Raw genomic sequence first — 23,716 nt, 5'->3', positions numbered from 1 at the left:
CGAACCGCACCGCCTGCGCGCGCATGCTGTCCATCAGCTCCGGGCCCTGGATGCCGTCCGGGAACCCCGGGAAGTTCTCCACCGCGGTGGTGTTCATCAGCGCCCCACCCGCGGTCACCGCGCCCTCGAACACCAGCGGCGCCAGGTTCGCCCGCGCGGCATACACCCCCCGCGGTGTACCCGGCCGGGCCGGAACCGATGACGATCACGTTGCGGACGTCGGTGCTCATGTGTGGTTCTCCTTGTGGTGGGTCTGGGGCGAGGTCGACGACGCTGCTGCTCCGCGTCGCGCCAGGAAGGCGTCGATCAGGGTGCCGGCCTCGGCGCCGGAGCCGGCGGCCGCGATCGTCGCACGCTCGAGGTCGAGGGACGCGGCGAACCCGCGGTCGGCGGCACCGCGGACGAGCCGGCGCGTTCTCCCGAGCGCGCGCGCCGGCCCTGCGGCGAGGCTGCGCGCCAGTGCCAGAGACTCGGCCTTCACGTCGGCGTCGGCGCACACCCGGGTGACGATCCCCCAGTCACGCGCCTCGGCGGCGGTGAGCGCACGGTTCGTCAGCGTGAGCTCGAGGGCGCGCCCGGTCCCGACCGCGCGGGGCAGGAGCCACGAGGTGCCGCAGTCGGGGGTCAGCCCGATCGCCGCATAGCCGCTGACGAACCGCGTCGACTCCCCTGCGATGACGAGGTCGGCCGACAGCACGAGTGCGAGGCCGGCCCCCGCGACCGCCCCGTGGACCCCCGCGACGACGGGCACGTGGAGGCCGTCGATGCGTCGGACCACCGCATGAGCGGCATCGGCCAGCCCGGCGAGGAAGTCGCCGCGCTCCGGGGCGGTCGCCATCGCTCCGACGTCGCCGCCCGCGCAGAAGCGCGCACCGCTTCCTCGCAGGAGCACGACCCGGATCGTGTCGTCCGCGGCCACTCGAGTCACAGCGTCGTCGAGGGCGGCGACGAGCGCATGGTCGAGGGCGTTGGCTGCCCCGGGGCGGTTGAGGGTGACGACGGCGACTCCACCGTCGGCTTCGAACAGGACGGGCCGATCGGACACGATGGATCCCTTTCAGCGGCTGTGGGACCGGGTGGAAGGCAGGCGGCCGACGCGCGCCCGTAGAACAGCGCGAAGGCGAATCAACCGCATAGAATGCGCGGAGCGTCCACGGCCGGTGGAGCACCGGAGGCGCCAAGCACAGGGGCGCGGGAAAGGAGACCGACGATGGTCGTAGACGAGACGACCGCGGCGCGCGCGCCGCGTCGGGCACGCCGCCACGAGAAGGTCGCCGAGCAGGTGGCGAGGGAGATCCTGCGCGAGATCCAGCGGCAGGGACTGCGGGCCGGGGCGACCCTCCCGTCGGAGTCGGTCATGCTCGAGCGCTTCGACATCGGTCGCGGCTCGCTCCGCGAGGCCTTGCGCATCCTCGAGGTCAACGGGCTCGTGACCATCAAGACCGGCCCTGGCGGTGGACCCATCGTCGCCGAGTCGAACCCCGCGAGCTTCGGCCAGATGTGGACCCTTCACCTCCAGTCGATCGGCGCCACCTATCGCGAGCTCCTCGAGGCGCGCGTCGAGTACGAGTCGGTCCTGGCCCGCCGAGCAGCCGAGCGTGTGACGCCCGAGCGCACCGCCAGCATCAAGGCGACCATCGAGGAGGCCAGCACCCTCCTCGACGACGACGTGCAGTACGCCTCTTCCGCAAGCGGGTTCCACACGGCGGTCTGCATCGCCGGGGACAACAGCGTGATGGCCTTGGCGGCGAATGCCATCTCGTCGCTGTGGTCTCGCCGCGTCACCACCGTGCTGTTCGCGCCCGAGGACCGGCCGCTCATCCTCCAGCAGCACCGGGACATCACCAAGGCGATCGAGCGGGGCAACGGTCGCCAGGCCGAGAAGCTCATGCGGGAGCACATGCAGGCGTACCGCGACTACTGCGAGAGGCGGTACCCCGCCCGCCTGGACGACATCGTCGACTGGAGCTGACGACTCATCCGGCGGCTGTTCGCTGTACATATGAATAGTATGCAGGAATAGACGCCAGTTGATCGACGGCGCAGGGACGTCAGGTCCGTCACGCCGGTCGCTCAGTAGCCCTGGGTGCGGTACTCGCCGACCCGGTCGCCCGGAACCTCCGGCGTCTCCCCGGCCGTGAGCAGCCGAAGCGAGGTCAGCAGCCAGCCCTGCGGGGTGCGCCGGAAGGTGTCGACATATCGGGCCCATCGGTGGCGATCGGCGCGGCCCGTCGCCGGGTCGAATCGCTGCCACGAGTACAGGTAGCACCGAAGGACGGCCTCGCCCGCCGATGGGAAGTCGACCTCGAAGTTGGTCAGCTGGTGACTGCTCGCGACCACGGGACCGAGCGCACCGGCATACCACTCGCGGATGGCATCGCGTCCCGCGAGCGGTCGGGAAGGGTCGTAGACCGCGACCGCATCGGCGGCGAACGACGCGACCATCGCCCGAGCGTCACCCGCGTCGGCGGCCCGCGCGAACGCGAGCTTCACGGCGACGACCGCCTCGCGATCCAGGAGCCGGGCCACTTCCTCTTCGCGCACCATGCTGCCTCCATTGACCAGTCGATTCATACGCATTAATATCACGAGTGTCCTCAGGCGGGCCGCCAGTCCTCCTGCCCCGAGGGTGACCGCGTCCGGCGACCTCGCCGCCGTCCACCCATGATGATCCGCGACGACGCATCAGGCACCGGCGCGAGAGACAGGAGCAATGACGATGAAGCTGGCCGGACGGATCGCCCTCGTGACGGCGGCGGGATCAGGGATGGGACGGGCCGCCTGCGAGCGGTTTGCCGCCGAGGGCGCGCACGTCATCGTCACCGACCTCTCACTCGAGGCCGCCCAGGGGACCGTCGATGCGATCGAGGCGGCCGGCGGGTCCGCCGAGGCCCATCGGGTCGACATGGCCGACCTGCAGGGCCTCACGGCTCTCGTCGCGGGGATCCGCGAGCGCCATGGCGTCCTGCACGTCCTCTACAACCACGCCGGCATCCCCGGCGCGAGCGGAATCGACATCAGCGAGAGCGAGTTCGACCTCGCGGTCGACGTCAATGTCAAGGGCGGCTTCTTCCTCACCGCACAGTGCGAGGACCTCCTCGAGGCAGCCGGCGGGACGGGGTCGGTCATCTTCACGGCCTCGGTCTCGGGTGTCGTGGGCTCGCCGCTGAGCCCGCTCTACTCGATGACGAAGGGCGCCGTCGTCCTCCTGGCCAAGAGCCTCGCACTCCGCCTGGCGCCCAAGGGGATCCGCGTCAACGCGATCTGCCCGGGTCCCATCGCAACCTCGATGCTGCCGCAGTTCTTCGGCCGCGACACCGACGCCGACGTGTCCGACGTCATCGAGAAGTTCACGGTCAACGTGCCCCTGGGTCGTCCGGGCCGAGCCCACGAGATCGCCGCGGCGGCAGCGTTCCTCGCCTGCGACGACGCCAGCTTCGTCACCGGTGTGGCGCTCCCCGTCGACGGCGGATACCTCGCCCGCTGACTCGAGGCTCTCGACAGACGTCCCCCGACGCCCGATGGCGTCGGGGACGTTCTCGTCGAAGGGATCCGTTTCAGGAGGTAGCCCACTGCACGTGCTGCGGCTCGAGGAACTCGTGGATGCCCCAGTGTCCGAGCTCGCGGCCGACACCGCTGGCGCCGAAGCCGCCCATGACGGCGTCGGGGCGGAAGCCGCCCCCGCCGTTGATCGACACCGCACCTGCGCGCAGACGCGGCGCGAGCGCCTGTGCGGCCGCGAGGTCGGCGGAGTAGACGTAGGCATGGAGGCCGTAGAGCGAGTCGTTGGCGATGTCGATGGCCTCGTCGACGGAGTCGTAGGGCAGCGCGACCGAGACCGGCCCGAAGATCTCCTCCTGGGCGACGGGCCACGAGTTGTCGACATCGGCGAGGACGACCGGGTTCGTGAACCAGCCGCGCTCGAGGTCGGGCCGCCCGCCGCCCGCGAGCACACTGCCTCCTTGGGCGAGCGCCGCCGAGACGTAGCCCTCGACCCGGTCGCGGTGCTCGCGCGTGATCATCGGCCCGACGACAGTGGCCGGGTCGCGTGGGTCACCGACGGTGACGTCGGCGATGGTCACACGGGTCACGTCGACGAACTCGTCCCAACGCGACCGGTGGACGAGGATCCGGGTGGGTGCCGCACACGCCTGACCGCCGTTGCGGCAGTAGCGCAGGTGCAGTGCCGGGGCGACCGTCGCGACGTCGGCGTCGGGCAGGAGGATGGCCGGCGACTTGCCGCCCAGCTCGAGCACGACCCCCGCGAGGTGCGAGGCCGCCTGCCGCATGACGTGCCTGCCCACCTCGACCGACCCGGTGAAGGTGACCTTCGCGACGTGGGGATGCTCGGTGAGGCGCTGGGCCGCCGCCGCGTCGCCGACGAGCACGTTGACGACACCCGGCGGGAAGCCGGCCTCCTGCACGAGCCGGGCGAGCAGCAGGGTCGCGACCGGCGTGCGGGGCGAGGGCATCAGCACGACCGTGCAGCCGGTCGCGAGGGCCGGGCCGAGCTTGTGGACCGCGAGGGTCAGCGGGTAGTTGTACGCGGCGATGGCTGCGACGACCCCGACAGGTCGGTAGCCGACGACGCTGTGGGAGGGTCCGGGCACGGTGTGCGGACCGAGGTCCTCGGTGCGGTCGACGGGCGCCTGGTCGGCGTACCAGCGCAGGTGCTCGATCGGCCACGCCACCTGGAGCGGGCCGGCAATCGAGATCGGCGTCCCCGCCTCGGTGAGAACGGCGTCGGCCAGCTCGTCCTGATGCGCCTCCATGAGGTCGGCAAGACGGTGCATCAGCGCCCGCCGCTCCTCACCGGTGGAGTCGGCCCACGCGCCGCGGTGGAAGGCGGCCCTCGCGGCCTCGACCGCCAGGTCGACCTCCTCGGCGTCGGCCGCTCGGATGGCGGCGACGATCTCCTCGGTCGCCGGGTCCTCGACCTCGACGACGGGGCCGCTGCCGTCGATCTCGTCCCCGCCGACGAGCAACCGCAGCTCGCCCCAGCGACTCGTCGAGGTCACGGGCGGGGTGGCCGTGTCGGACGTCATGTGCACCTCCATGGTCGGTGATCCATGCTAACAATTGGCTACGTTCTTGACTACCATATGCATAGATTCTAGAGTCAGTCATCACCACCACCGAGGAGGATCATGAAGGTTCGACCGGCTCTCGACGGCGTCAGGATCGTCGAGTTCGCCCATGTGATCGCCGGCCCGATGGCCGGGACGCTGATGGCCGACCTCGGTGCCGACGTCGTCCACGCCGAGGACCCCGTCCACGGTGACCCCGGACGCCGGCAAGGTCCGACCAAGGACGGCGAGTACCTGTGGTGGAAGGTGTCCGGGCGCAACAAGCGGTCCGTGACGCTCGACCTGCGCACGCCGGAGGGACAGGCCGTCGCGCACGACCTCGTCCGGTGGGCCGACGTCGTCATCACGAACTTCCGGGTGGACACGCTCAAGCGCTGGCACCTTGACTGGGCTGCGCTCCACGAGGTGAACCCGCGCCTCGTCATGCTCCAGATCACCGGCAACGGAACCACCAGCACGGCCTACAACGAGCCGGGTTTCGGCAAGGTCGGCGAGGCCCGCAGCGGGGTCGTCCACGTGACCGGCTTCCCCGACGGTCCGCCCGTCCACACCGGCTTCTCGCACGCGGACACGACGACCGCCCTCATGGGCGCGTTCGCGGTGGCCGCGGCGCTGGTCCGGCGCAACGACGACGACTTCCAGGGCGAGTGGATCGACATCGCCCTGTTCGAGACGCTCTTCCGGCTGATCGAGTGGCAGGTCATCTTCACCGACCAGTTCGGCGAGGCCCCCCTGCGTGCGGGCAACCAGCTCGCCGTCGCTCCCGGAGCCGTGGTCAACACCTACCTCACGAAGGACGAGCACTGGCTGACGGTCACCTCGGCCACCCCGAGGTCGGTGTCGAACATCGCCCGCATGCTCGGCGAGCCCGAGGACGAGTACCGCAGCGTCGAGGCGCAGGCCGCGCGCAAGGAGCGGCTCAACACGTTGCTGGAGGCCTGGATCGGCGAGCGGACCGCAGACGAGTGCCTCCAGGTGATGAAGGACCTCGAGGTCGTGGCGTCACGCATCTACAGCGCGGCCGACATCCTCGAGGACCAGACCTACGCCGAACGCGGCGACATCATCACCGTTCCCGACGAGAAGCTCGGTGAGGTGAAGATGCAGGGCGTCGTCCCGATGCTGCACCAGCGGCCCGGGTCCGTCTGGCGCTCGGGTCCGAAGCTCGGCGAGGACAACGACCTGGTCTACGGCGAGTGGCTCGGCTACGACCCCGACCACGTCTCGGACCTTCGCGCACAGGGCGTGATCTGACGATGCCGCACCACGACGTCGGGACGCGACCGGGCAAGTCCGCGCACCGGTCGGTCCGCACCGTCTTCGAGGCACCCATCCTCGACGAGCGGAAGTGGGCCAAGATCCCCTCGATCGACGCCGACGTGTTCTTCCTCGACCTCGAGGATGCCGTTGCGCCTGCCCGCAAGGAGGAAGCCCGTGAGCGCGCGCTCGGCTTCCTCCACGACCCGGCATACTTCGAGGGCCGCCGAACCCTCGCCCGCCCGAACCACCTGTCGACACCGTGGGGACGCGACGATGTCATCGCGTTGGCGGAGGCGGGCGCGGAGCTCGTCGCCTACCCGAAGATCTCGTCCTACGACGAGCTCCTGGAGGCTCTCGAGCTGTTCGAGCAGCACGGCGCGACGCCTGACGTCTACGCGATCGTCGAGACACCGGGGGCGCTCGTCGACATCGCGCGGATCGCGGCGCACCCCCAGGTCGTGTCGATGATGTTCGGGCCGGGCGACCTCAGCGTCGAGATGGAGATCCCGCTCTTCGACCCCGACGGCGAGCTCAACGCGATCTTCCACCCGCTCAAGGCGAATGCCGTCGTCGCGGCGCACGCAGCACGCATCGCCATCACCGACATCGTGTTCGCGCCCGACTACCGCGACCTCGACGACATCCGCCGGCGCGCAGAGGCAAGCAAGCGCCTCGGATTCACCGGCATGGCGTGCTTCTACCCGCCGCATGTGCCGATCCTCAACGAGGTGTTCACCCCGTCGGACGAGGAGACTCGCAAGGCCCGTGAGCTGGTCGAGATCTACGAGAACGTGCGCTCCGAGGGCAAGCCGGCGGCCCTCACCGAGGACGGGCAGACGATCCTCGTCCACGACTACGAGAAGGCACGCGCTCTGCTGGCCAGGGCGCAGTAGGCACCACGCGCCATCGCGCGTCAGACGCGTTCGATGATCGTGGCGTTCGCCGTGCCGCCGCCCTCGCACATGGCCTGCAGGCCGAAGCGCCCGCCGGTGCGACGGAGGTGGTGGACCAGGCTGGTCATGAGCCGGGCGCCGGTCGCCCCGAGCGGGTGCCCCAGCGCGATGGCGCCGCCGTTGGGGTTGGTGCGTGAGGGGTCGGCCCCGGTCTCCTTCAGCCAGGCGAGGACGACCGGTGCGAAGGCCTCGTTGACCTCGAAGACGTCGATGTCCTCGACGGACAACCCTGCCCTGGCGAGCACTGCGTCGGTCGCCGGGATGGGGCCGGTCAGCATGAGCACGGGGTCGGAGCCGACGGCCGCCATCGCCTTCACCGTTGCCAGCGGACGCAGCCCGTGCCGCTCGACCGCGGCCGCGGACGCGACGAGGAGGGCGGCCGCCCCGTCGGAGATCTGGCTCGCGACGGCCGCTGTGATCCGCCCGTCAGGGCGCAGCGGCGCCAGGCCCGCCATCCGCTCGAGGGTCGTGTCGTGGCGGGGGCCCTCGTCGGCGCAGACGCCGTATGCCGTCACGATCTCCTCGTCGAACGCGCCGGCCTCCTGGGCGGCGAGCGCACGTCGGTGGCTCTCGAGCGCGAAGGTCTCCATGTCCGCGCGGGTGATGCCCCAGTGCTCGGAGATGAGCTCTGCGCCGCGGAACTGTGAGATCTCCTGGTCGCCGTAGCGCTGGACCCATCCCTCCCCCGCCCACGGGGCCGGCATCCCGAGGTCGGCCCCGACATGCACCGGGCTCTGAAGCGGGACCGAGCTCATGCTCTCGACCCCACCCGCGACGACGAGGTCGGCCTGGCCGCTCATGACTGCCTGCGCGGCGAAGTGGACCGCTTGCTGCGAGGAGCCGCACTGCCGGTCGAGGGTCACGCCCGGGACGCTTTCGGGCAGTCCCGCGGTGAGCCAGGCCATCCGGGCGATGTTCCCGCTCTGCGGGCCCAGCTGGTCGACGCAGCCGAGGTAGACGTCGTCGACCGCGGCCGGATCCACCTCGGCGCGTTCGACGAGCTCCCTCAGGACGACCGCGGCGAGGTCGGCCGGGTGCACGTGGGCCAGGCCGCCCCTGCGTCGCCCGACCGGGGTGCGCACGGCCTGCACGATGTAGGCGTCCACGGGTTGTCCTCCTGTCTGGGCGCGGCCCGGCCGGTCGACCGGGTCGCGGGTGGTGGGCTCGCTCATGCGGCGCCGGCCGCGACCTCGAGGAGCCGCTCGATGGTGGGCGGCAGCGTCTCCTGGTAGGGGTCGATGTGCCGACCGGTGCGATGGCGGTGCAGGTTGTGGGACATGATCGCGCCCATCCGGAAGGCTCCGAGCCGGACGAACCAGGCGGCGTCGGGGACATCCGCCCCGACCGCGCGGCCATAGGTGGCGACGACGTGGTCGACCCCCGGCACGACCACATCAGCGCGGGCGATGCCCGGGAAGTGGCCGAGGTCGGCGAAGGTCGCGAGCCAGCCGAGGTCGACGCGAGGGTCGCCGTGGGTCCAGATCTCCCAGTCGACGACCGCCCGCGGCTCGACATCCTCGAAGAGGACGTTGCCGAGCCGGAAGTCACCGTGGACGAGCCCGACCTTCCAGGGGTCGGGGACCTGGGTGCCCAGAGCGACGGCAGCCTGCTCGCCCAGGGACCGGAACCCCTCGTCGCCGGCCGCGACGATCTGCGCGAACTGCCCGAGCTCGGCGGCCGGGGTGCGGACCGGCTCGGCAGCCAGCTCGCCCATCGGGACGGCATGCAGGTCGGCGAGCAGCTCTGTGACGACGTCGAATCGCTTGCGCACGAGGGACGCTGGCAGGTCCGTGCCCGGGTCGTCGATGGCCGGCTCGACCGCCTCACCCGCCGCGAACGAGACGACGGCAAGTGGCTGCTCGCCCTCCTCGGTGGCGATGACCTCGGGGGCGGGGACGTGCGGGCCGACCTGCGCCATGGCCCGCGCCTGCCTGAGGACGTCATGGCGGCCGACGGCGGGCCGGCCCGGCGCCGCGACCTTGACGACGACCCGTCCGCTGCGCGCGGTGACGCACTGGAGGGTGATGCCTGAGTGGCCGCCGGGCAGGGGGCGGAGGTCGGCCACGGGCTCGCCGAGCAGGCGCTCGAGCCGGGCCACGAGCTCTGCTGTCACCACGCCGGCGGCGCTCACGCCGCCCTCGCCCCTGCGGTCCGGGTCATCGGCGACTGCTCCTCTGCTCCGAGATGATTTCTGACCATCATTATCATATGATAGACCGTAGACGCGCCGGGGATGTGGCCGGGGCCACAGAGGGGAAGGTGGTTGCGGAGATGGTCGGCGACCTGACACAGGCGGGCACGGCGAGACCACGACTGCGCCGCACCGAGAAGGTGTCGCAGAGCGTGGCCCGCGAGATTGTCCGGACGATCGTCGAGGAACGGCTCGAGCCCGGGTCCGTCCTGCCGGCCGAGGCCGAGATGGTCCACGAGTTCGGGGTGGGCCGAGCCTCCCTGCGCGAGGCACTGCGCCTCCTCGAGGTCCAGGGGCTGGTGGCGATGAAGCCCGGCCCCGGGGGCGGGCCTGTCGTGGGCGCGGCCGACGCGACCCACTTCGGCCGGATGGCGACCCTCTTCTTCCAGCTCGCCGGCGCGACCTTCGCCGACCTGCTCGAGGCTCGCATCGCCCTGGAGCCGATGATGGTGCACCAGCTGACCGAGGCCCAGGACCCGGACCTCATCGGGGTCCTGGAAGGGCTCCTCGGGGCCGACCTCGAGGACGAGCGCAGCTACGTCGAGCGGGCGGTCGGCTTCCACGACCTCATCGCCTCGAGCACGAAGAACCCGGTGCTCAACCTCGTGAGCTCGGCGATCATCCACTGTTATGCCGCACGGGTGCCGGGGGCGTCGTTCCCGGCGGGACGGCGGCACGAGGTCGTCAACGAGCACCTCGCGATCCTCCGAGCGGTCGTCGGGCGCCGACCCGACGAGGCTGAGGCACTGATGCGCCAGCACATGGAGTCGACCCGTGCCGACGTCCTGGCGCGGTATCCCGGGCTCCTGGACGAGCTCGTCGGGTGGGACTGACCGCCCCGACACGGTGACAGCGCCAGGTGAATCCCTTATTATAGTTGACATGAATCAGCCTGCCGCCTCGTTCTTCACCGACCGCGTCGCCATCGTGACGGGCGCCACCCGCGGCATCGGCCGCGCCACTGCCGAGCTGCTCGTCGAGCGCGGAGCCACGGTGCTGGTCGTCGCCCGCAAACCCGAAGAGGTCAGTGAGACCGTTGCGGCTCTCGGTGAGTCCAGCGCTGTGGGCTACGTCGCCAACGTGCGCGACCCCGAGGGCCCCGCCGGGATCGCGCAGGCCGCGAAGGCCGCCTTCGGACGCATCGACTTCGTGGTCAACAACGCCGGGGCCAACGCGAGCTACGGGCCTCTCCTCGACATCCAGCGCGACGCCTTCCTCACCACCGTGACGGTCAACGCGTGGGCACCCCTGGCCCTCGTCCAGGCCGCCGTCGAGGCCGGTCTGGGCGAGCACGAGGGCGCCGCGGTGGTCAACGTCAGCACGATCGGGGCCCGTCAGGTACAGCCGCTCGTGGCGGGCTACACCGCGAGCAAGGCCGCCCTGGACGTCATCACCAAGGGGCTGGCACGCGAGCTCGGGCCACGCGGCATACGCGTCAACGGGGTGTCCCCCGGGTTGGTGCAGACGACGATGGCGGGCATCCTCTGGGAGGGCGACCGCGGCACCGAGGAGGCCGAGATCCTCCCACTGCAGCGCCTCGGCCGGCCGCGCGACATCGCGGGCGCGGTGGTCTTCCTCCTCTCGGACGAAGCGCGGTGGATGACCGGCGGCATGCTCGATGTCGACGGCGGCCGGCTCCTCGTCGGCGGCGAGCCGCGCAACCTCATCGGCGAGTACGACCTGTCGATCGACTCCCACGTCCGCTGAGGACGCCGGGGGACGCCCGCGCCGAGACGGCGCCGGCCGCGCGAGCGCACGCTTCACCAGTCGGCGGGCTTCTCCTTGTAGTTGAGGAAGGTGTACTCGGCCTTCTGGACCTGCTCGCCGTGCTGGTTCGTCACGCGCATCTCCCACGTGGCGAGGCCGAACTTCTCGTTCTTGTCCTTCTTCTCGAGCAGCACGCACTCGACCTTGACGGTGTCGCCGATGAAGACCGGCATGGTGAAGCGCAGCTTGTCGAGACCGTAGAACGCGGCGACCGCGCGGCCGGTGGTGAACAGGCCCTGGCTCATCGCGAGGACGAGGCTCCCCTGCACGAGGCGCTGGCCGAACGGGGTGTCCTTGGCGAACTCCACGTTCGAGTGGATCTCGACCCAGTTGCCCGTGAGCATCATGAACTGGACGACGTCGGTCTCGGTGACGGTCCGGCCGCGCGAGAGCCCGGTCGACTCGCCGACCTCGATCTCGTTCCAGAACTTGTCGACTGCCAGCTGCACCTCAGCACCCCTTCCAGACCGGGTCGCGCTTCTCGACCCACGCACGTGGACCCTCCACGGCGTCCTCACTCGCGTACACGCGGGCAAAGTGCTCATCGGCGGCGTCCCACGCCGCCGACTGACCCAGCTCGGCTGCCGCCTGGATCGAGCGCCGGGTGGCCTCGACCGTGAGCGGGGCCGACCGCACGACCTTGGCGGCAAGCTCGTATGCCGTGTCGAGGAGCGCTTCAGGAGCGACGACGTGGTTGACGAGGCCGACCTCATAAGCCCGCTGGCCGGTGACCGTCGCACCGGTGACGGCCATCTCGAACCACACCTTGCGCGGGATCTGCTGCGCGAGCGCAACCGACCACGGGGCGCCGCGACTGATCATCGCCTCGGGCATCCGGAACTTCGCCGTCGTCGACGCCACCGCCAGGTCAGCCAGCATGGTGTAGAGCACACCGCCGCCTACTGCGTAGCCGTTGACGGCGGCGATCCACGGCTTGTCGACGACCTCGTTGTGGCCCGGCATGACGACGAAGTCCTTGCCGAGGTTCTGCGACGCGTTGGCCATCATCTCCTTGAGGTCGCCCCCGGCGCAGAAGGCCTTCTCCCCGGCCCCGGTGAGGACCGCGACGCGCGAGTCCTCGTCCTGGTTGAACCGGCGGAAGGCTGCCCGCAGCCCGTCGCGGACCGGCTTCGACAGCGCGTTGTACGTGTCGGGCTGGTTGATCGTGATCGTCGTGATGTGGTCGCGGGTCTCATAGAGGACGGCGTCATCGGGCAACGGGCTCACCTCGTTCGGCGGGAGCGCGGACGACGCCACGACTGACGAGTGCCTCGACCTCCTCGGCCGAGAGGCCCAGCTCCGCGAGCACTTCCTCCGCGTGCTCGCTGAGCAGCGGCGGCGGCTTGACGACTGCTCCCCCGGTGCCGTGCAGGCGAATCGGCGAGGTGCTGTCGGGGACCTTGACGACCCGTCCGTCGGCGCAGGTGACCTCGGCGACTGCCGGCCGGTGCTCCATCTGCGCCTGCTCGAGCATCTGCGAGATCGTCAGCACCGGGCCGAACAGGGCTCCCGCACGGGCGAACTCGGCCTCCCACTCTGCCGTGGTGCGCTGGGTCATGACCTCGGTGACGACGGCCCGCAGCTCGGGCCGGTTGGTCAGCCGCTTCTGGTTCGTCTCGAACCGGGGGTCCGTCGCGAGCTCCGGACGCCCGAGGGCGACGCAGAAGCGCGGCCAGGTGTCCTCGGTCCACGACCCGGCGATCACGGGCCCGTCTGCAGTCGGGAACACCTCGTAGGGCGCGACCGTGGAGTGGGCGGTGCCCTGGCCCTGCGGCTCCTTGCCGGTGGCGAACAGCTCGGCGAGGCGCGTCGTGTGGGTGAAGGCCAGCGCGTGGAGCAGCGAGACGTCGACCCACTGGCCCTCACCGGTCCGCTCGCGCGCGAGCAGAGCCATGAGCACGCCCTGTATGCCGCTCATGGCGCCCATGATGTCGCCGACCGGGACCCCCGCCCGCGCCGGGTCACCGGGGTTGCCGGTGACCGCGATGATCCCGCTCATGGCCTGGATCACCGGGTCGGTCGCGGGGCGGCGGGACCACGGGCCCTCCTGGCCGAAGGCCGACACCGAGCAGTAGACGAGGCGAGGGTTGATCTCGCGCAGCGCTTCGTACCCGATGCCGATGGCGTCGGCGACGCCGGGCCGGTAGTTCTCCATGACGACGTCGGCCGTCTCGACCAGCCGCTTCACGAGGGCGATGCCCTCCTCGGAGCGCAGGTCGATCGCGATCGACCGCTTGCCGTGGTTGTAGGCGATGAAGGCCTGGCCGTCGAGCTCGAGGGGCTCCCCCGGCATACGGATGGAGCGGGCCGGGTCGCCATCGGGGACCGACTCGATCTTCACGACGTCGGCGCCGAAGTCACCCATGATCGTCGTGGCGTACGGCCCCGCCAGGTGCCGGGTGAAGTCGAGCACCCGGATCCCGGCGAGCGGTCCTTGCGTTGCCATGCGTGTCCTTCGCGGTCGTTGGTGCGCTGTGGCGCGGGTCGTCGTGCGCGGTGGCGCGGGTCGCGCGGCTCGTGGCCTGCCTCGGCTCAGGTGCGCAGGGCCTTGCGCATGGTCCCGGCGATGATCGAGCGCTGGATCTGGCTCGTGCCGCCACCGATGGTCGACTGCATGCCCTCACGGAAGTACCGCTCCATGTCGGCCTCGGGGAGCATGCCGTGGCCACCCATGAGCTGGACGCCCTGGCGCGAGACCTTCTGCAGCGTCTCCGAGGCGAGGAGCTTGGCCATCGACACCTCGCGCAGCGCGGGCTGACCCTCGACGACGGTCGCCGCGGCGCGGTAGGTGATGAGGCGGGCCGCGTCGACCTCCGTCTGCATGTCGGCGAGCATGTGCTTGAGGACCTGGAACTCGTAGATCGGCTTGCCGAACTGGTGGCGCTGCGTGGCGTAGAGGAGCGCGTCGTCGACGGCCTGCTGCGCGGTGCCGACATACCCGGAGGCGCCGGCGATCCGCTCGAGCTCGAGGTTGCTGCCGATGATCTCCCAGCCCTGGCCCTCCTCGCCGAGCCGGTTCTCCGCGGGCACGCGGACCTCGTCGAGGAAGACCTGGTAGGTGCCCATGCCGCGGCGGGCGAGGGTGTTGAGCTTGCGCAGGGTGATGCCCGGCAGGTTGTTGGGGATGATGATCGTCGACAGGCCCTCGTGCTTCGGGGCGTCGGGGTTCGTGCGGACGAGCATGAGGATGTGTGCGCCGTCCAGGCCCGACCCCGAGATCCACTGCTTGGCCCCGGTGATGACGTACTCGTCGCCGTCGCGCACCGCACGGGTCGCAGTGGCGGCGGCATCAGAGCCGGCCTCCGGCTCGGAGATGCCGATCGAGAACTTGTAGCGGCCCTCGACGAACGGCTTGATGAAGCGCTCGAGCTGGTCGGCGTTGCCGAACTTGATGAGGTTCTGCGCCGTGAACGACGGGGTGTTGACCACGGCGGCGGCGAAGTCGAAGCCGTACCGTCCCGCGGCCTCGCACATCAGCGCGTAGGACATCGCGTCGGCCCCGGAGCCCCCGAGCTCCTCGGGGATGAGCAGGCTGTGCCAGCCCTCCTTGACGATCTTCTCGTAGCCCTCGTGGTAGTACTCGCGCCCCATGTCGCACTCGCGGATGTACTCGCGCGTGATCTGCTTCTCCATGAACTTGAAACAGGTGTCACGCCAGGCCTGCTGGTCCTCGGTGAGGAAGTTGAAGAACGTCATGGTGACCTCTCGTGTCTGCGGTGGTCGTCGGTGACCGGCGGTCAGTCGCCTGTGATGCCGAACCGTCTATTCATATGCATGATATGCCTAAATCCATGTTGGCGGAAGGGACCGCGCTGGGCGGCTCGCCTCCTCATCCACGGCACTGGCGGAAAGCGAAAGTCCTTCCCGCTGCGTACGGCTCGTGGACGACGACCTCGACCGTCGCGCCGACGGCCGGCTCTCCGACGAGCAGGCCGATGACGCGCAGCCCCTGCTCGAACTCGGCGACGCCGACGGCATACGGCGCCTCGACCTTCGAGCCTGGCGGCTGGGCGAGCACTGCCGTGCTCACAGTGAGCCGGGCCGGCCCACGCAGCTCCGCCGGGTCGGCTGGACTGCCGCACGCGGGGCAGGTCACCCTGCGGGGAAACTCGGACCGGCCGCAGGCCGGACAGGTCGACCCGAGCAGGGCCGTCGCGTCGCCCGGCTCGCCGGGAAGGAAGAGGTCGACGCTCATCGGTGCACCACCACGACACTGGAGTTGTGACCGGCGCCCATGACGTGGCCGAGACCGACGCGGGCGCCCTGGACCTGGCGGACGCCGCCGCGGCCGCGGACCTGCTCGACGAGCTCGTGGACCTGGCCCAGGCCCGAGGCGCCGAGCGGCTCGCCCTTGGACAGGAGTCCGCCGGAGACGTTGACCGGGATGCGCCCGCCGAGCGTCGTCGCGCCGCTGCGCAGCAGGGCGGCCTCCTCGCCAGGCGCGCAGAGCCCCAGGTCGGAATAGGCGACGAGCTCGGAGCCGGCGTCGGTGTCCTGGCACTCGACGAGGTCGACGTCGTCGATGCCGATCCCCGCCTCCTCGAGGGCGAGGCGCGCCGCCCGCGCACTGAGGCTCGTGCGGTTCGACTGGTATGCCGGCGCAGGGACGAACCAGTCGTCCGCCGAGCGCGAGACGAGCCCGAGCCCGGCGAGGACGACGGGGTCGGCGACCGAACGCCGCTCGGCCTCGCGACGGCTCATGAGGACGACCGCCGCCGCTCCCTCGTTCGGAGCGCAGAGCATGAGGAGCGTCAGCGGTGGGCAGATCGCCTTGCTGCCCAGGACCTGCTCACGAGTCACCTCGGCTCGGTACATCGCGTTCGGGTTGTGCACCGCGTGCCGGTGGTTCTTCACCGAGACGTCGGCAAGGTCGTCGACGGTGACGTCGGTGGCGGTCATCAGCTCCTGGGCCTGGATCGCGAAGTAGAGCGGGTTGACCCCGAGCCCGTTCTCGATCTGCCACTCCTCGAAGCCCGAGCTCGCGATGAAGCCGCGTGGCGCCTTCTCGACGCCGATGCACAGCACGACCTCGGCGGCGCCGGACTCGACCATCTGCGCGGCCATGAACAGCGCCGACCCGCTCGAAGCGCACGCGGCCTCGACGTTGATGACGGGGACGCCGGTGCGCCCGATCCGGTCGACGATGTTGTGGCCCTTGGCCATCTCCGCGCCGACATTCGCCACGAGCACCATCCCGACGTCGGCGAGGGTCACCCCCGCGTCGGCCAACGCGTCGCGCGCAGCGACCTCGCCCAGCTCGCGGTACCCCACCGGAAACCTGCCGAAGGGGTGGATGCCCACCCCGGCGATGACGACGTTCTTCACAGCAGCACCACCTGACGGTCGGGGAGCACGCGGCCGGCGAGCGCGAGTCGGCCAAGAGCCTCCTCCGCGTCCTCGCAGCCGATGAGCAGGGAGTCGAGCATGAGGGCTCGGCGCACGAAGCGGTGCAGGCCGAACTCCTCGGTGAAGCCCATCCCGCCGCACACCTGCTGGGCGGCGGCGACGGCGGTCTGCGCGGCGAACCCCGCGCTCGCCTTGAGCACCAGCACCTCGGTGTCGGGGTCGGTGTCGGGGTGGGTGTCGGGGTGGGTGTCGGGGTGGGTGTCGGGGTGGGTGTCGGCGCCGGGGATGGCTGCGAGCAGCTCGCGCGCCGCGGTCACCTGCACGTGGGCCTCGGCGAGCCGGTGCCTGACGGCCTGGAACGAGCCGATGGGCACGCCGAACTGACGGCGATCGCGGACGTGGCCGCAGGCCAGGTCGAGGGCGCCCTCGGCCACGCCGACGAGCTCGTGCGCGACAAAACGGGCAACTCGTGAGACCAGGGTCGCCGCGTCGACGTCGAGCAGCTCGGTCGCGTCGAGCGGGACCGACCCCGTGACCCGGGTCAGGGAGAGCCCCGGGTCGAACCCCTCGGCCGCGGCGAGCGCGAGCAGACGGAGGTCGACGCGCCGTGCCGCCCCGTCGACGAGGAGGACGAGCCGGTCGGCGGAGCGCAGGTCGCGGGCAGTCCCGTCGACCTCGATCCGGTCGCCCGTGATCGTGGACGCCGGACCCGAACCCCCGGGCACGTCGAGAACGAGCGCCGAAACGCCCGAGCGCAGCACCGCCACGTCCATGAGAGAGCTCGACGCCAGGTGTCGGCCATGCGCCTCGGCGACGGCGCCGACGACGGCCGGGTCGTCCCACAGCTCGGCGAGCTCGGGGTCGCCCAGCTGGGCGACAAGCTGGTCGACGCGGCCCGCTGCGAGCAGCTCCTCGGCGAGAGCTCCGAACTCCGCAGCCTCCTCGCTCATCGCGCACTCCGTGGCAGGCCGAGGACGCGGTCGGCGAGGATGTCGCGCTGGATGTCTGCCGCTCCGCCGAAGATCGTCGAGGCGCGGCTGTAGAACCACTCCTCCCGCAGGGTGGCCTCAGTCGTCTCGCCGCCGAGCGCCATACCTGTCCAGCCGAGCCTGCGGCAGGCGTCGAACACCGCCTGCTCGCACTCGCCGAGCAGGACCTTGTCGACCGAGATCTCCGGGCCCGGGTTCTCTCCCGCCGAGAGCCGGAGCACCGTCGTCCGCGACCGGGCACGGAGACCAGCGCAGAGCCGCTGGGCCCGGCCCAGGGCCGCGACTGCCGACGCCGAGGCGTGTGCCGGCGCCGATGCCGCGGCCTGCCGGAGCCGCCGGTGGAGAACGGCCTGGCGGAGCCAGGCGTACATGCCGCGCTCGTACTGGAGCAGGTACATCGCCGCCGCCCAGCCACCACCGACGTCACCGATGAGCCCGGAGGCCGGGACCGTGACGTCGTCGAAGAACATCTCGGCGAACTCGTCGCGGCCGTTCGAGGCCGTGATCGCGCGGACGGTGACACCCGGCGCCGACAGGTCCACCCAGAGCATCGTCAGCCCCCGGTGGGCGCTGTCCGGCGCTCCGGTGCGCGCGAGAACCGCTGCGTGCGAAGCGAACTGGCCGAGCGTGGTCCAGATCTTCTGCCCGCTCAGGCGGAACGACCCGTCCCCGACGACCTCTGCACGCGTCCGAAGGCCCGCGAGGTCGCTGCCGGCATCGGGCTCCGAGAAGCCCTGCCCCCAGACCTGCTCGCCGGCCAGGAACAGCGGAAGGTGCTCGCGCGCGATGGGCGGTGCGAACGCGGCGAGCAGCGGGCCGAGCGTCTCGAGGATGACGTACGCCTCGGGGACCTCGACATCCGCCGCGGCCAGCTCGTCGTAGAGGGCCGCCCGCAGGGCCACCGGCCCGCCGAGCCCGCCGACCTCCTCCGGCCACCCCCACCGCGACCAGCCGGCCTCGTGGAGCAGTGCAAGGAGCCCACGGTCGTGCTCGACGGCGGCATCGATCCCGCCGGGTGCACGGTCTCGGTAGGGCTCGACCTCCTCGGCGTGCTCCTGCAGCCAGGAGGCGAGCGCACGCGCGTGCGTCGCGACGTCGGTCACGGTCACCGTCACTCCCCCCGCCTCCCGGCTGCCGCGAGCACGGCTTCGAGCTCGACACTGGCCTCGATGGCGGCCGGGTACCCGGCATAGACGGTGAGCATCCGCATCACCTCGCGCAGCTCGTCGGGCGACCGCCCGTCCTGCAAGGCGCCGTGGAGGTAGTTGCGCAGCTGGTTGCGACGGCCGAGGGCAGCCAGCGCCGTGATCGCGACGAGCATCCGGTCCTCGAAGGACAGGGCGTCGCCGGCCCACACGTCACCGAAGATGTGGTCGTCGGCCCAGCGAGCCAGCGTGGGGTCGAGCTCGACGAGCGCGGCCTGGAGGTGGTCGGCCTTGCGGCCCTGCGCGCGGCCGCGACGCTGCGGCCCCTGCTGGTCAGCGGCCATGGCGTGCCAGCGCCTCTCCGTAGAGCTCTCGCGCCTGGTCGACGAGCGCGGGGATGTGCTGCGTCGGCCAGAGGCCCGGCGCCGGCTCGACCTCCCGAAGGATGTCGCGGGCGATCGAGACCTTGTGAATCTCGCTGGGGCCGTCCGCGAGGCCGACGTGGATGCCGTTGACGATCATGCTGACGAAGGGCATCTCGTGCGTGATCCCGAGGGCACCGTGGATCTGAAGCGCCTTCGTCGCGACCTCGACGAGGCCGCGCGAGGCGAGGATCTTCGCCGCCGCGATGTCCTTGCGGACGGCGCGGTAGTCCTGGAGCCGGTCGATCTTCCACGCGGTCTGGAGCACGAAGAGCCGGACCTGCTCGATCGTCATCCAGCACTCGGCGACCATGTCCTGGACCATCTGCTTCTGGGCCAGCAGCTCACCCTGGGTATGTCGCGAGTTGACCCGCTCGGTCAGCATCTCGAATGCCGCCTTCATGTGTCCGACGCTGCGCATCGCGTGGTGGACGCGCCCGCCCGAGAGGCGGGTCTGCGCGACCTTGAAGCCCTCCCCGACGTCACCGAGCAGGTGGTCCTTGGGGATCCGGACGTCGGTGTAGCGGATGTACGAGTGGTCGCCACCGCCCTCACCCTCGACCCAGCCGGACACGCCGACGTGGCGCACGATCTCGACGCCAGGCGTGTCCTTGGGGACGAGGAACATCGACATCCGCTCGAGGATGGGCGCGTCGGGGTCGGTGACCGCGAGGAGGACGAGCACCTCGGCCCAGCGGCCGTTGGACGAGAACCACTTCTCGCCGTTGACGACCCACTCGTCGCCGTCCAGGACGGCACGCGTCGTGAAGGTCTTCGGGTCGGATCCGCCCTGCGGCTCGGTCATCGAGAAGGCGCTGAAGACGGTGCCGTCGAGCAGTGGCTGCAGGTAGCGGTCCTTCTGTTCCGGGGTCCCGTAGTGGGCGATGATCTCGGCGTTCCCGGTGTCGGGCGCGGCCGTGCCGAAGACGATCGGCCCCACGGTGGGACCAGGGCCGGAGCGCCCCAGGATCTCGTTGAGGAGTGCCAGCTTCACCTGACCGAAGCCCGGACCGCCCAGCTCCGGCCCGAGGTGCGTGGCCCACAGACCCTGAGCCTTGACCTCGGCCTGGAGCGGGGGGACGAGCTCCTGCCGGACGGGGTCGTGGAGGTCGAGCGGGTGGTTGATGACGTACTGGAGCGGCTCCACCCGCGTGCGCATGAACTCATCCGCCCAGTCCAGCTTCTCCTGGTAGTCCGGGTCGGTCTCGAAGCTCCACATGAGCACTCTCCTGCGAGTCGGGTACGTTGACTATTATGCGCATAATCCCTAGAGTTTAACAACCGACCCGACCACGGGCGGGACCGGCCGGAGCACGGCGCCGGGAGCGTCGACGACAGGAGCCGGACGTGCGCGCGATCGTCCTCGGTTCCAGGACCCCGTGACGCGGTAGGCGCCGGATGACGACCGTGACGACCGGGGTCCGGTCCGGCCCGCTGGCACCGTTGGCGGGCCGCACCTTCCTGTGGTTCTGGCTCGCCTTCACAGTGTCGACGATCGGCATCTCGAGCCAGGCCCTCGGCGCTCAGTGGTTCCTCGTTCGTGACGCCTCGAGCGCCGGGCTCGTCGCCCTGGTCCAGGCCGCGATGACCTTCCCGCTCGCCATCCTGTCGCTGCCCGCGGGCGTGCTCGCCGACCGCTTCGACCGACGCTCCCTGCTCATCGCCGTGCAGGTCGCCGGTCTGGTCGCCGGAGCAGTCCTGACCTGGTTGTCGTGGACCGGCGCGCTCGGGGCGACGACACTGCTCGTCCTCACCTTCGCGCTCGGCTCGGTCTACGCCCTGACCCTCACGCCGTTCCAGGCCGTCGTCCCCGACGTCGTCAAGCGGCACCACCTCCACGAGGCGGCCGCGCTCGTGTCGATCGCCGCCAACACGGCGCGCGTTGTCGGCCCGGCCCTCGCCGGTCTGCTCGTGGCGCGGGTAGACATCCCGGCGGTGTTCGCTCTGAGCACCCTGACCAGCCTGTTCTTCGTCATCGTCCTCGTCCGGTGGCCGGGCATCCGGCGCAACCACGCCCGCCACGAGCGGTTCCTCCCGGCGATCCGCAGCGGGGTCCGGTACGTCCGCCACTCCCCGCAGGTCCTCAAGCTGATGCTCCGGGCCTTCTGGTTCACCGCGGGGATGATGGCGACCTTCGCGCTGCTGCCCCTCGTCGCGACCGACCAGCTCCACGCCGCGGCCGACGTGTACGGCATCCTGTTCGCGTGCCTCGGCGCCGGTGCCGTCTGTGGCGGGTTCTCGATCGCGCCGCTGCGGGCCTGGCTCACCGAGAACTCGATCGTCGGGCTCGGCTTCCTCGTCGCCGCATCGATGGTCGGGCTGCTGCCGCTCCTCCCGGGGCAACCGGCAGCGATGGCCTGCCTGTTCGTCGCGGGCTGGGCGTGGACGATCTGCCTGAGCACGATGGCCGGGAACCTCCAGATCTACCTTCCCGCGTGGGTGCGCGCCCGCGGGCTGGCCATCTACGCCATCGCCCTCTTCAGCGGCCAGGCGGCCGGGTCGGTGGTGCTCGGCGTGCTGGTCGACGAGATCGGGTTGCCGCGGACGCTGTGGGTCGCGGCGGCATTCCTCCTCCTCGGCGTGTCCCTCACCCGCTGGGTCCCGTTCGTCCAGCTCGACGACGTCGACCGCACTCCGACGGCGTACTGGCACGAGCCGGTGCTCGTCGTGCCCACCGAGGAGATCGGCGGCGAGGTCGTCGTGGCCGTCGAGTACTGGGTCGACCCCGCGGACGAGCAGCAGTTCCGCGCGGGGATGCGCGCCGTGCGCCGGGTCCGGATGCGGACCGGCGCCACCCGCTGGCGGCTCCTTCGGGACGCCGAGGCACACCGTCGCTACGTCGAGGAGTTCACGGTCTCCTCGTGGGACGAGCACGAAAGACAGCTGCACCAGCGGCTCGTCGCCTCCGACACGATCTCCGAGTCGGTCGTCACGGCCCTCTCCGACCCGCCGCCGCGGGTCATCCACCTCTTCCGCATCGGCCTGGGTGGCTGAGCGTATGCCGGAAGGAGCCCCGATGCTCGAACCGCTGGGTCCAGGGACGATCTCGCTCGGGCTCTCGGCCCGGCAGGGGTCCGGTCGCGACGTCGTCGACGGCCTCGTGGCCGACGCCGCTGCCGCGGTGGCCGCCGGGTTCGACGGCGTCACCCTGAGCGAGCACCACGGCGGCTTCCCCTACTACGTCCCGAGCCCGCTGCTGCTGTCTGGCGTCCTGCTCTCGAGGATGCCGCACGGGTTCGCCTGTGCCGCACCCATGGTGCTGCCGCTGAGGACGCCCGTGACCGTCGCCGAGGACCTCGCCTGGCTCGACGCGGCGTACCCCGACCGGGTCGGGGCCGGCTTCGTTCCGGGCTACCAGCAGGGGGACTTCGAGGCCGTCGGCCTGCCTTTCGACACTCGGCGGGTCGTGTTCTGGGAGGGGCTGGCCGCGGTGGCCGGCGCCCTGGGGCGGCGACCAGAAGTTCCGTCGACCGTCGCCGACGACCCGGCAGTCGCCGGCCTCCACCATCGCTCGGTCCCGCTGCTCGCGGGCGTCGGCGGACCAGTGGGCGTCCGGAGGGCCGCGCGACTCGGAGCCGGCCTGCTCGTCACCAGCCTGCGCCCCGCCACCGAGGCAGCCGAACTGGTCAGGATGTACCGGGAGTCCGGCGGGACTGGGTCCGTCGTCCTCATCCGGCGCGTCCACGTCGGCGGGACCGCTGCCGGGTTCGAGACGAGTCTGGCCGACTGGAGTGGCCGGTCCACCGGCGCCGACTGGCTCCGCCCGGACGACGAGGCCTTGGCCACCGGGTCACCGGAAGCGGTGACGGCCGCCCTGGTCGAGGCCGTGCGGACCTCTGGCTGCTCGGCGCTCAACCTTCGCCTCGACACGTACACCCACGACGCCTCGCAGGTCCTCACACAGGTCGAGATCCTCGGGACCGAGGTCGTCCCCAGGGTCCGGGAGGCGCTCGGCTGGACCGAGACGCAAGCCCCCGCCGACCGCATACTATGAACATAGTGTCACTGATGACAGGTCTCACGAAGGGTGACCCGATGGACCCACTGCAGCTGCTCCTCGACGAACGGGAGATCCGCCTCGTGCTGTACCGCCGAGCTCGCGCCACAGACTCGCGCGACCTCGAAGGCGCCCTGGCCTGCTACCACGAGGACTCGACCGAGGACCACGAGGGCTTCGACGGACCGGTTCGCGAGTACCTCGCGACGGCCTCCCCGGTCTTCGTCGGCCAGAGCCCGGTCGACGTCAACTTCCACCTCATCGGGAACACCGACATCTCCATCGACGGCGACGACGCGCACTGCGAGTCGTACTTCATCTGCGCCCTCACGGCCACCGAGAACGGCACCAGCCGCGACTACCTCAACGCCGGCCGCTACCTCGACCACTTCACCCGCAGGGATGGTGTGTGGCGGATCCAGCACCGCCAGTGCGTCTACGAGTGGTCGCACGGCGCCGACGTCACCGACCGCTGGTGGACCCGCGAGGCGCTCACCGCGCGGACACGGCATACGGCCTGATCGCGCTCGGCGCGCGCGATGGCCCGGGGCCGACCAAC

Annotated in this window: 24 protein-coding genes and 1 pseudogene; 9 read left to right on the top strand and 16 right to left on the bottom strand. The window is 70.9% G+C overall.

All coding sequences use genetic code 11. The annotated features are described in order from the left end of the window. Positions 1-230 (bottom strand): annotated as a pseudogene (locus tag ACYVLP_RS25195) (FAD-dependent oxidoreductase); the annotation flags it as partial. Then, positions 227-1,045, bottom strand: a complete 819-nt coding sequence (locus ACYVLP_RS25190; protein WP_460630031.1) for an enoyl-CoA hydratase/isomerase family protein — start codon at positions 1,043-1,045, stop codon at positions 227-229. The pseudogene ACYVLP_RS25195 and the gene ACYVLP_RS25190, both read right to left, overlap by 4 nt. A gap of 165 nt (positions 1,046-1,210) precedes the next feature. On the opposite strand from ACYVLP_RS25190, the gene ACYVLP_RS25185 reads away from it, so the two are divergent. Then, entirely contained in the window at positions 1,211-1,972 is a 762-nt protein-coding gene (locus ACYVLP_RS25185) for a FadR/GntR family transcriptional regulator (RefSeq protein ID WP_460630030.1), read from the top strand. A gap of 101 nt (positions 1,973-2,073) precedes the next feature. Here the strand turns inward: ACYVLP_RS25185 and ACYVLP_RS25180 are convergent, their stop codons facing one another. Further along, on the bottom strand, positions 2,074-2,547 hold the full coding sequence (locus tag ACYVLP_RS25180) for a nuclear transport factor 2 family protein (RefSeq protein ID WP_460630029.1): 474 nt from the start codon (positions 2,545-2,547) through the stop codon (positions 2,074-2,076). Positions 2,548-2,713: 166 nt separating this feature from the next. Between ACYVLP_RS25180 and ACYVLP_RS25175 the strand changes: the two genes are divergently transcribed. Continuing rightward, complete coding sequence (locus ACYVLP_RS25175) at positions 2,714-3,487, top strand: SDR family NAD(P)-dependent oxidoreductase (protein ID WP_460630028.1); 774 nt, start codon at positions 2,714-2,716, stop codon at positions 3,485-3,487. 70 nt (positions 3,488-3,557) lie between these two features. Here the strand turns inward: ACYVLP_RS25175 and ACYVLP_RS25170 are convergent, their stop codons facing one another. Beyond that, entirely contained in the window at positions 3,558-5,045 is a 1,488-nt protein-coding gene (locus tag ACYVLP_RS25170; protein WP_460630027.1) for an aldehyde dehydrogenase family protein, read from the bottom strand. Positions 5,046-5,147: 102 nt separating this feature from the next. Here ACYVLP_RS25170 and ACYVLP_RS25165 point away from each other — a divergent pair, with 102 nt between their 5' ends. Together ACYVLP_RS25165 and ACYVLP_RS25160 are read left to right on the top strand one after the other, a co-directional pair. Then, a complete protein-coding gene (locus ACYVLP_RS25165; protein WP_460630026.1) occupies positions 5,148-6,341 on the top strand; it encodes a CaiB/BaiF CoA transferase family protein in 1,194 nt (397 codons plus the stop codon). A gap of 2 nt (positions 6,342-6,343) precedes the next feature. Continuing rightward, positions 6,344-7,240 (top strand): HpcH/HpaI aldolase/citrate lyase family protein, encoded by an 897-nt coding sequence (locus ACYVLP_RS25160; RefSeq protein WP_460630025.1) that lies wholly within the window; start codon positions 6,344-6,346, stop codon positions 7,238-7,240. A 20-nt stretch (positions 7,241-7,260) separates the two neighbouring features. On the opposite strand, the gene ACYVLP_RS25155 is transcribed toward ACYVLP_RS25160, so the two are convergent. Together ACYVLP_RS25155 and ACYVLP_RS25150 are read right to left on the bottom strand one after the other, a co-directional pair. After that, positions 7,261-8,472, bottom strand: coding sequence for an acetyl-CoA C-acetyltransferase (locus tag ACYVLP_RS25155; protein WP_460630024.1), 1,212 nt, complete (start codon positions 8,470-8,472; stop codon positions 7,261-7,263). Continuing rightward, positions 8,469-9,431: a phosphotransferase family protein gene (locus tag ACYVLP_RS25150; RefSeq protein WP_460630023.1), complete on the bottom strand. Its 963-nt coding sequence runs from the start codon at positions 9,429-9,431 to the stop codon at positions 8,469-8,471. Before ACYVLP_RS25150 ends, ACYVLP_RS25155 begins: the two co-directional genes overlap by 4 nt. Before the next feature lie 140 nt (positions 9,432-9,571). Here ACYVLP_RS25150 and ACYVLP_RS25145 point away from each other — a divergent pair, with 140 nt between their 5' ends. Beyond that, the gene (locus ACYVLP_RS25145; protein WP_460630022.1) at positions 9,572-10,324 is read left to right on the top strand and encodes a FadR/GntR family transcriptional regulator; all 753 of its coding nucleotides are present in this window, start codon (positions 9,572-9,574) and stop codon (positions 10,322-10,324) included. Between the two features lie 49 nt (positions 10,325-10,373). Then, the gene (locus tag ACYVLP_RS25140; RefSeq protein ID WP_460630021.1) at positions 10,374-11,198 is read left to right on the top strand and encodes an SDR family oxidoreductase; all 825 of its coding nucleotides are present in this window, start codon (positions 10,374-10,376) and stop codon (positions 11,196-11,198) included. A gap of 53 nt (positions 11,199-11,251) precedes the next feature. Here ACYVLP_RS25140 and ACYVLP_RS25135 read toward each other — a convergent pair whose 3' ends face one another. The 10 genes from ACYVLP_RS25135 to ACYVLP_RS25090 form a co-directional block, all read right to left on the bottom strand. Next, positions 11,252-11,707, bottom strand: coding sequence for a MaoC/PaaZ C-terminal domain-containing protein (locus ACYVLP_RS25135; protein WP_460630020.1), 456 nt, complete (start codon positions 11,705-11,707; stop codon positions 11,252-11,254). 1 nt (position 11,708) lies between these two features. After that, positions 11,709-12,476, bottom strand: coding sequence for an enoyl-CoA hydratase/isomerase family protein (locus ACYVLP_RS25130; RefSeq protein ID WP_460630019.1), 768 nt, complete (start codon positions 12,474-12,476; stop codon positions 11,709-11,711). After that, on the bottom strand, positions 12,466-13,704 hold the full coding sequence (locus ACYVLP_RS25125; RefSeq protein WP_460630018.1) for a CaiB/BaiF CoA transferase family protein: 1,239 nt from the start codon (positions 13,702-13,704) through the stop codon (positions 12,466-12,468). Before ACYVLP_RS25125 ends, ACYVLP_RS25130 begins: the two co-directional genes overlap by 11 nt. Positions 13,705-13,790: 86 nt before the next feature. After that, positions 13,791-14,954: an acyl-CoA dehydrogenase family protein gene (locus tag ACYVLP_RS25120; protein WP_460630017.1), complete on the bottom strand. Its 1,164-nt coding sequence runs from the start codon at positions 14,952-14,954 to the stop codon at positions 13,791-13,793. Positions 14,955-15,087: 133 nt separating this feature from the next. After that, positions 15,088-15,453, bottom strand: coding sequence for a Zn-ribbon domain-containing OB-fold protein (locus tag ACYVLP_RS25115; protein WP_460630016.1), 366 nt, complete (start codon positions 15,451-15,453; stop codon positions 15,088-15,090). Then, on the bottom strand, positions 15,450-16,583 hold the full coding sequence (locus ACYVLP_RS25110) for a thiolase family protein (protein ID WP_460630015.1): 1,134 nt from the start codon (positions 16,581-16,583) through the stop codon (positions 15,450-15,452). Before ACYVLP_RS25110 ends, ACYVLP_RS25115 begins: the two co-directional genes overlap by 4 nt. Then, complete coding sequence (locus ACYVLP_RS25105) at positions 16,580-17,554, bottom strand: acyl-CoA dehydrogenase family protein (protein ID WP_460630014.1); 975 nt, start codon at positions 17,552-17,554, stop codon at positions 16,580-16,582. The genes ACYVLP_RS25110 and ACYVLP_RS25105 overlap by 4 nt, the downstream gene beginning before the upstream one ends. Then, entirely contained in the window at positions 17,551-18,702 is a 1,152-nt protein-coding gene (locus tag ACYVLP_RS25100; RefSeq protein ID WP_460630013.1) for an acyl-CoA dehydrogenase family protein, read from the bottom strand. Before ACYVLP_RS25100 ends, ACYVLP_RS25105 begins: the two co-directional genes overlap by 4 nt. A gap of 2 nt (positions 18,703-18,704) precedes the next feature. Continuing rightward, a complete protein-coding gene (locus tag ACYVLP_RS25095; protein WP_460630012.1) occupies positions 18,705-19,082 on the bottom strand; it encodes a carboxymuconolactone decarboxylase family protein in 378 nt (125 codons plus the stop codon). After that, complete coding sequence (locus tag ACYVLP_RS25090; protein ID WP_460630011.1) at positions 19,072-20,379, bottom strand: acyl-CoA dehydrogenase family protein; 1,308 nt, start codon at positions 20,377-20,379, stop codon at positions 19,072-19,074. Before ACYVLP_RS25090 ends, ACYVLP_RS25095 begins: the two co-directional genes overlap by 11 nt. A gap of 179 nt (positions 20,380-20,558) precedes the next feature. On the opposite strand from ACYVLP_RS25090, the gene ACYVLP_RS25085 reads away from it, so the two are divergent. The 3 genes from ACYVLP_RS25085 to ACYVLP_RS25075 are packed head-to-tail and all read left to right on the top strand — an operon-like array spanning position 20,559 to position 23,678. Continuing rightward, positions 20,559-22,154 (top strand): MFS transporter, encoded by a 1,596-nt coding sequence (locus ACYVLP_RS25085; RefSeq protein ID WP_460630010.1) that lies wholly within the window; start codon positions 20,559-20,561, stop codon positions 22,152-22,154. Between the two features lie 22 nt (positions 22,155-22,176). Beyond that, the gene (locus ACYVLP_RS25080; protein ID WP_460630009.1) at positions 22,177-23,154 is read left to right on the top strand and encodes an LLM class flavin-dependent oxidoreductase; all 978 of its coding nucleotides are present in this window, start codon (positions 22,177-22,179) and stop codon (positions 23,152-23,154) included. 14 nt (positions 23,155-23,168) lie between these two features. Then, a complete protein-coding gene (locus tag ACYVLP_RS25075) occupies positions 23,169-23,678 on the top strand; it encodes a nuclear transport factor 2 family protein (protein ID WP_460630008.1) in 510 nt (169 codons plus the stop codon). The last annotated feature ends 38 nt before the right edge of the window (positions 23,679-23,716 follow it).

The sequence above is a fragment of the Intrasporangium mesophilum genome (assembly GCF_054783095.1).
This window is presented reverse-complemented; position numbering and strand designations above follow the sequence as displayed.

What these genes read in the sequence shown, in the direction of transcription:
- ACYVLP_RS25185 (WP_460630030.1), top strand. Translation starts at nt 1,211, where the DNA reads ATGGTCGTAGACGAGACGACCGCGGCGCGCGCGCCGCGTCGGGCACGC.
- ACYVLP_RS25180 (WP_460630029.1), bottom strand. Translation starts at nt 2,547, where the DNA reads ATGGTGCGCGAAGAGGAAGTGGCCCGGCTCCTGGATCGCGAGGCGGTC.
- ACYVLP_RS25175 (WP_460630028.1), top strand. Translation starts at nt 2,714, where the DNA reads ATGACGATGAAGCTGGCCGGACGGATCGCCCTCGTGACGGCGGCGGGA.
- ACYVLP_RS25170 (WP_460630027.1), bottom strand. Translation starts at nt 5,045, where the DNA reads ATGACGTCCGACACGGCCACCCCGCCCGTGACCTCGACGAGTCGCTGG.
- ACYVLP_RS25165 (WP_460630026.1), top strand. Translation starts at nt 5,148, where the DNA reads ATGAAGGTTCGACCGGCTCTCGACGGCGTCAGGATCGTCGAGTTCGCC.
- ACYVLP_RS25160 (WP_460630025.1), top strand. Translation starts at nt 6,344, where the DNA reads ATGCCGCACCACGACGTCGGGACGCGACCGGGCAAGTCCGCGCACCGG.
- ACYVLP_RS25155 (WP_460630024.1), bottom strand. Translation starts at nt 8,472, where the DNA reads ATGAGCGAGCCCACCACCCGCGACCCGGTCGACCGGCCGGGCCGCGCC.
- ACYVLP_RS25145 (WP_460630022.1), top strand. Translation starts at nt 9,572, where the DNA reads ATGGTCGGCGACCTGACACAGGCGGGCACGGCGAGACCACGACTGCGC.
- ACYVLP_RS25140 (WP_460630021.1), top strand. Translation starts at nt 10,374, where the DNA reads ATGAATCAGCCTGCCGCCTCGTTCTTCACCGACCGCGTCGCCATCGTG.
- ACYVLP_RS25125 (WP_460630018.1), bottom strand. Translation starts at nt 13,704, where the DNA reads ATGGCAACGCAAGGACCGCTCGCCGGGATCCGGGTGCTCGACTTCACC.
- ACYVLP_RS25120 (WP_460630017.1), bottom strand. Translation starts at nt 14,954, where the DNA reads ATGACGTTCTTCAACTTCCTCACCGAGGACCAGCAGGCCTGGCGTGAC.
- ACYVLP_RS25115 (WP_460630016.1), bottom strand. Translation starts at nt 15,453, where the DNA reads ATGAGCGTCGACCTCTTCCTTCCCGGCGAGCCGGGCGACGCGACGGCC.
- ACYVLP_RS25105 (WP_460630014.1), bottom strand. Translation starts at nt 17,554, where the DNA reads ATGAGCGAGGAGGCTGCGGAGTTCGGAGCTCTCGCCGAGGAGCTGCTC.
- ACYVLP_RS25095 (WP_460630012.1), bottom strand. Translation starts at nt 19,082, where the DNA reads ATGGCCGCTGACCAGCAGGGGCCGCAGCGTCGCGGCCGCGCGCAGGGC.
- ACYVLP_RS25090 (WP_460630011.1), bottom strand. Translation starts at nt 20,379, where the DNA reads ATGTGGAGCTTCGAGACCGACCCGGACTACCAGGAGAAGCTGGACTGG.
- ACYVLP_RS25085 (WP_460630010.1), top strand. Translation starts at nt 20,559, where the DNA reads ATGACGACCGTGACGACCGGGGTCCGGTCCGGCCCGCTGGCACCGTTG.
- ACYVLP_RS25080 (WP_460630009.1), top strand. Translation starts at nt 22,177, where the DNA reads ATGCTCGAACCGCTGGGTCCAGGGACGATCTCGCTCGGGCTCTCGGCC.
- ACYVLP_RS25075 (WP_460630008.1), top strand. Translation starts at nt 23,169, where the DNA reads ATGACAGGTCTCACGAAGGGTGACCCGATGGACCCACTGCAGCTGCTC.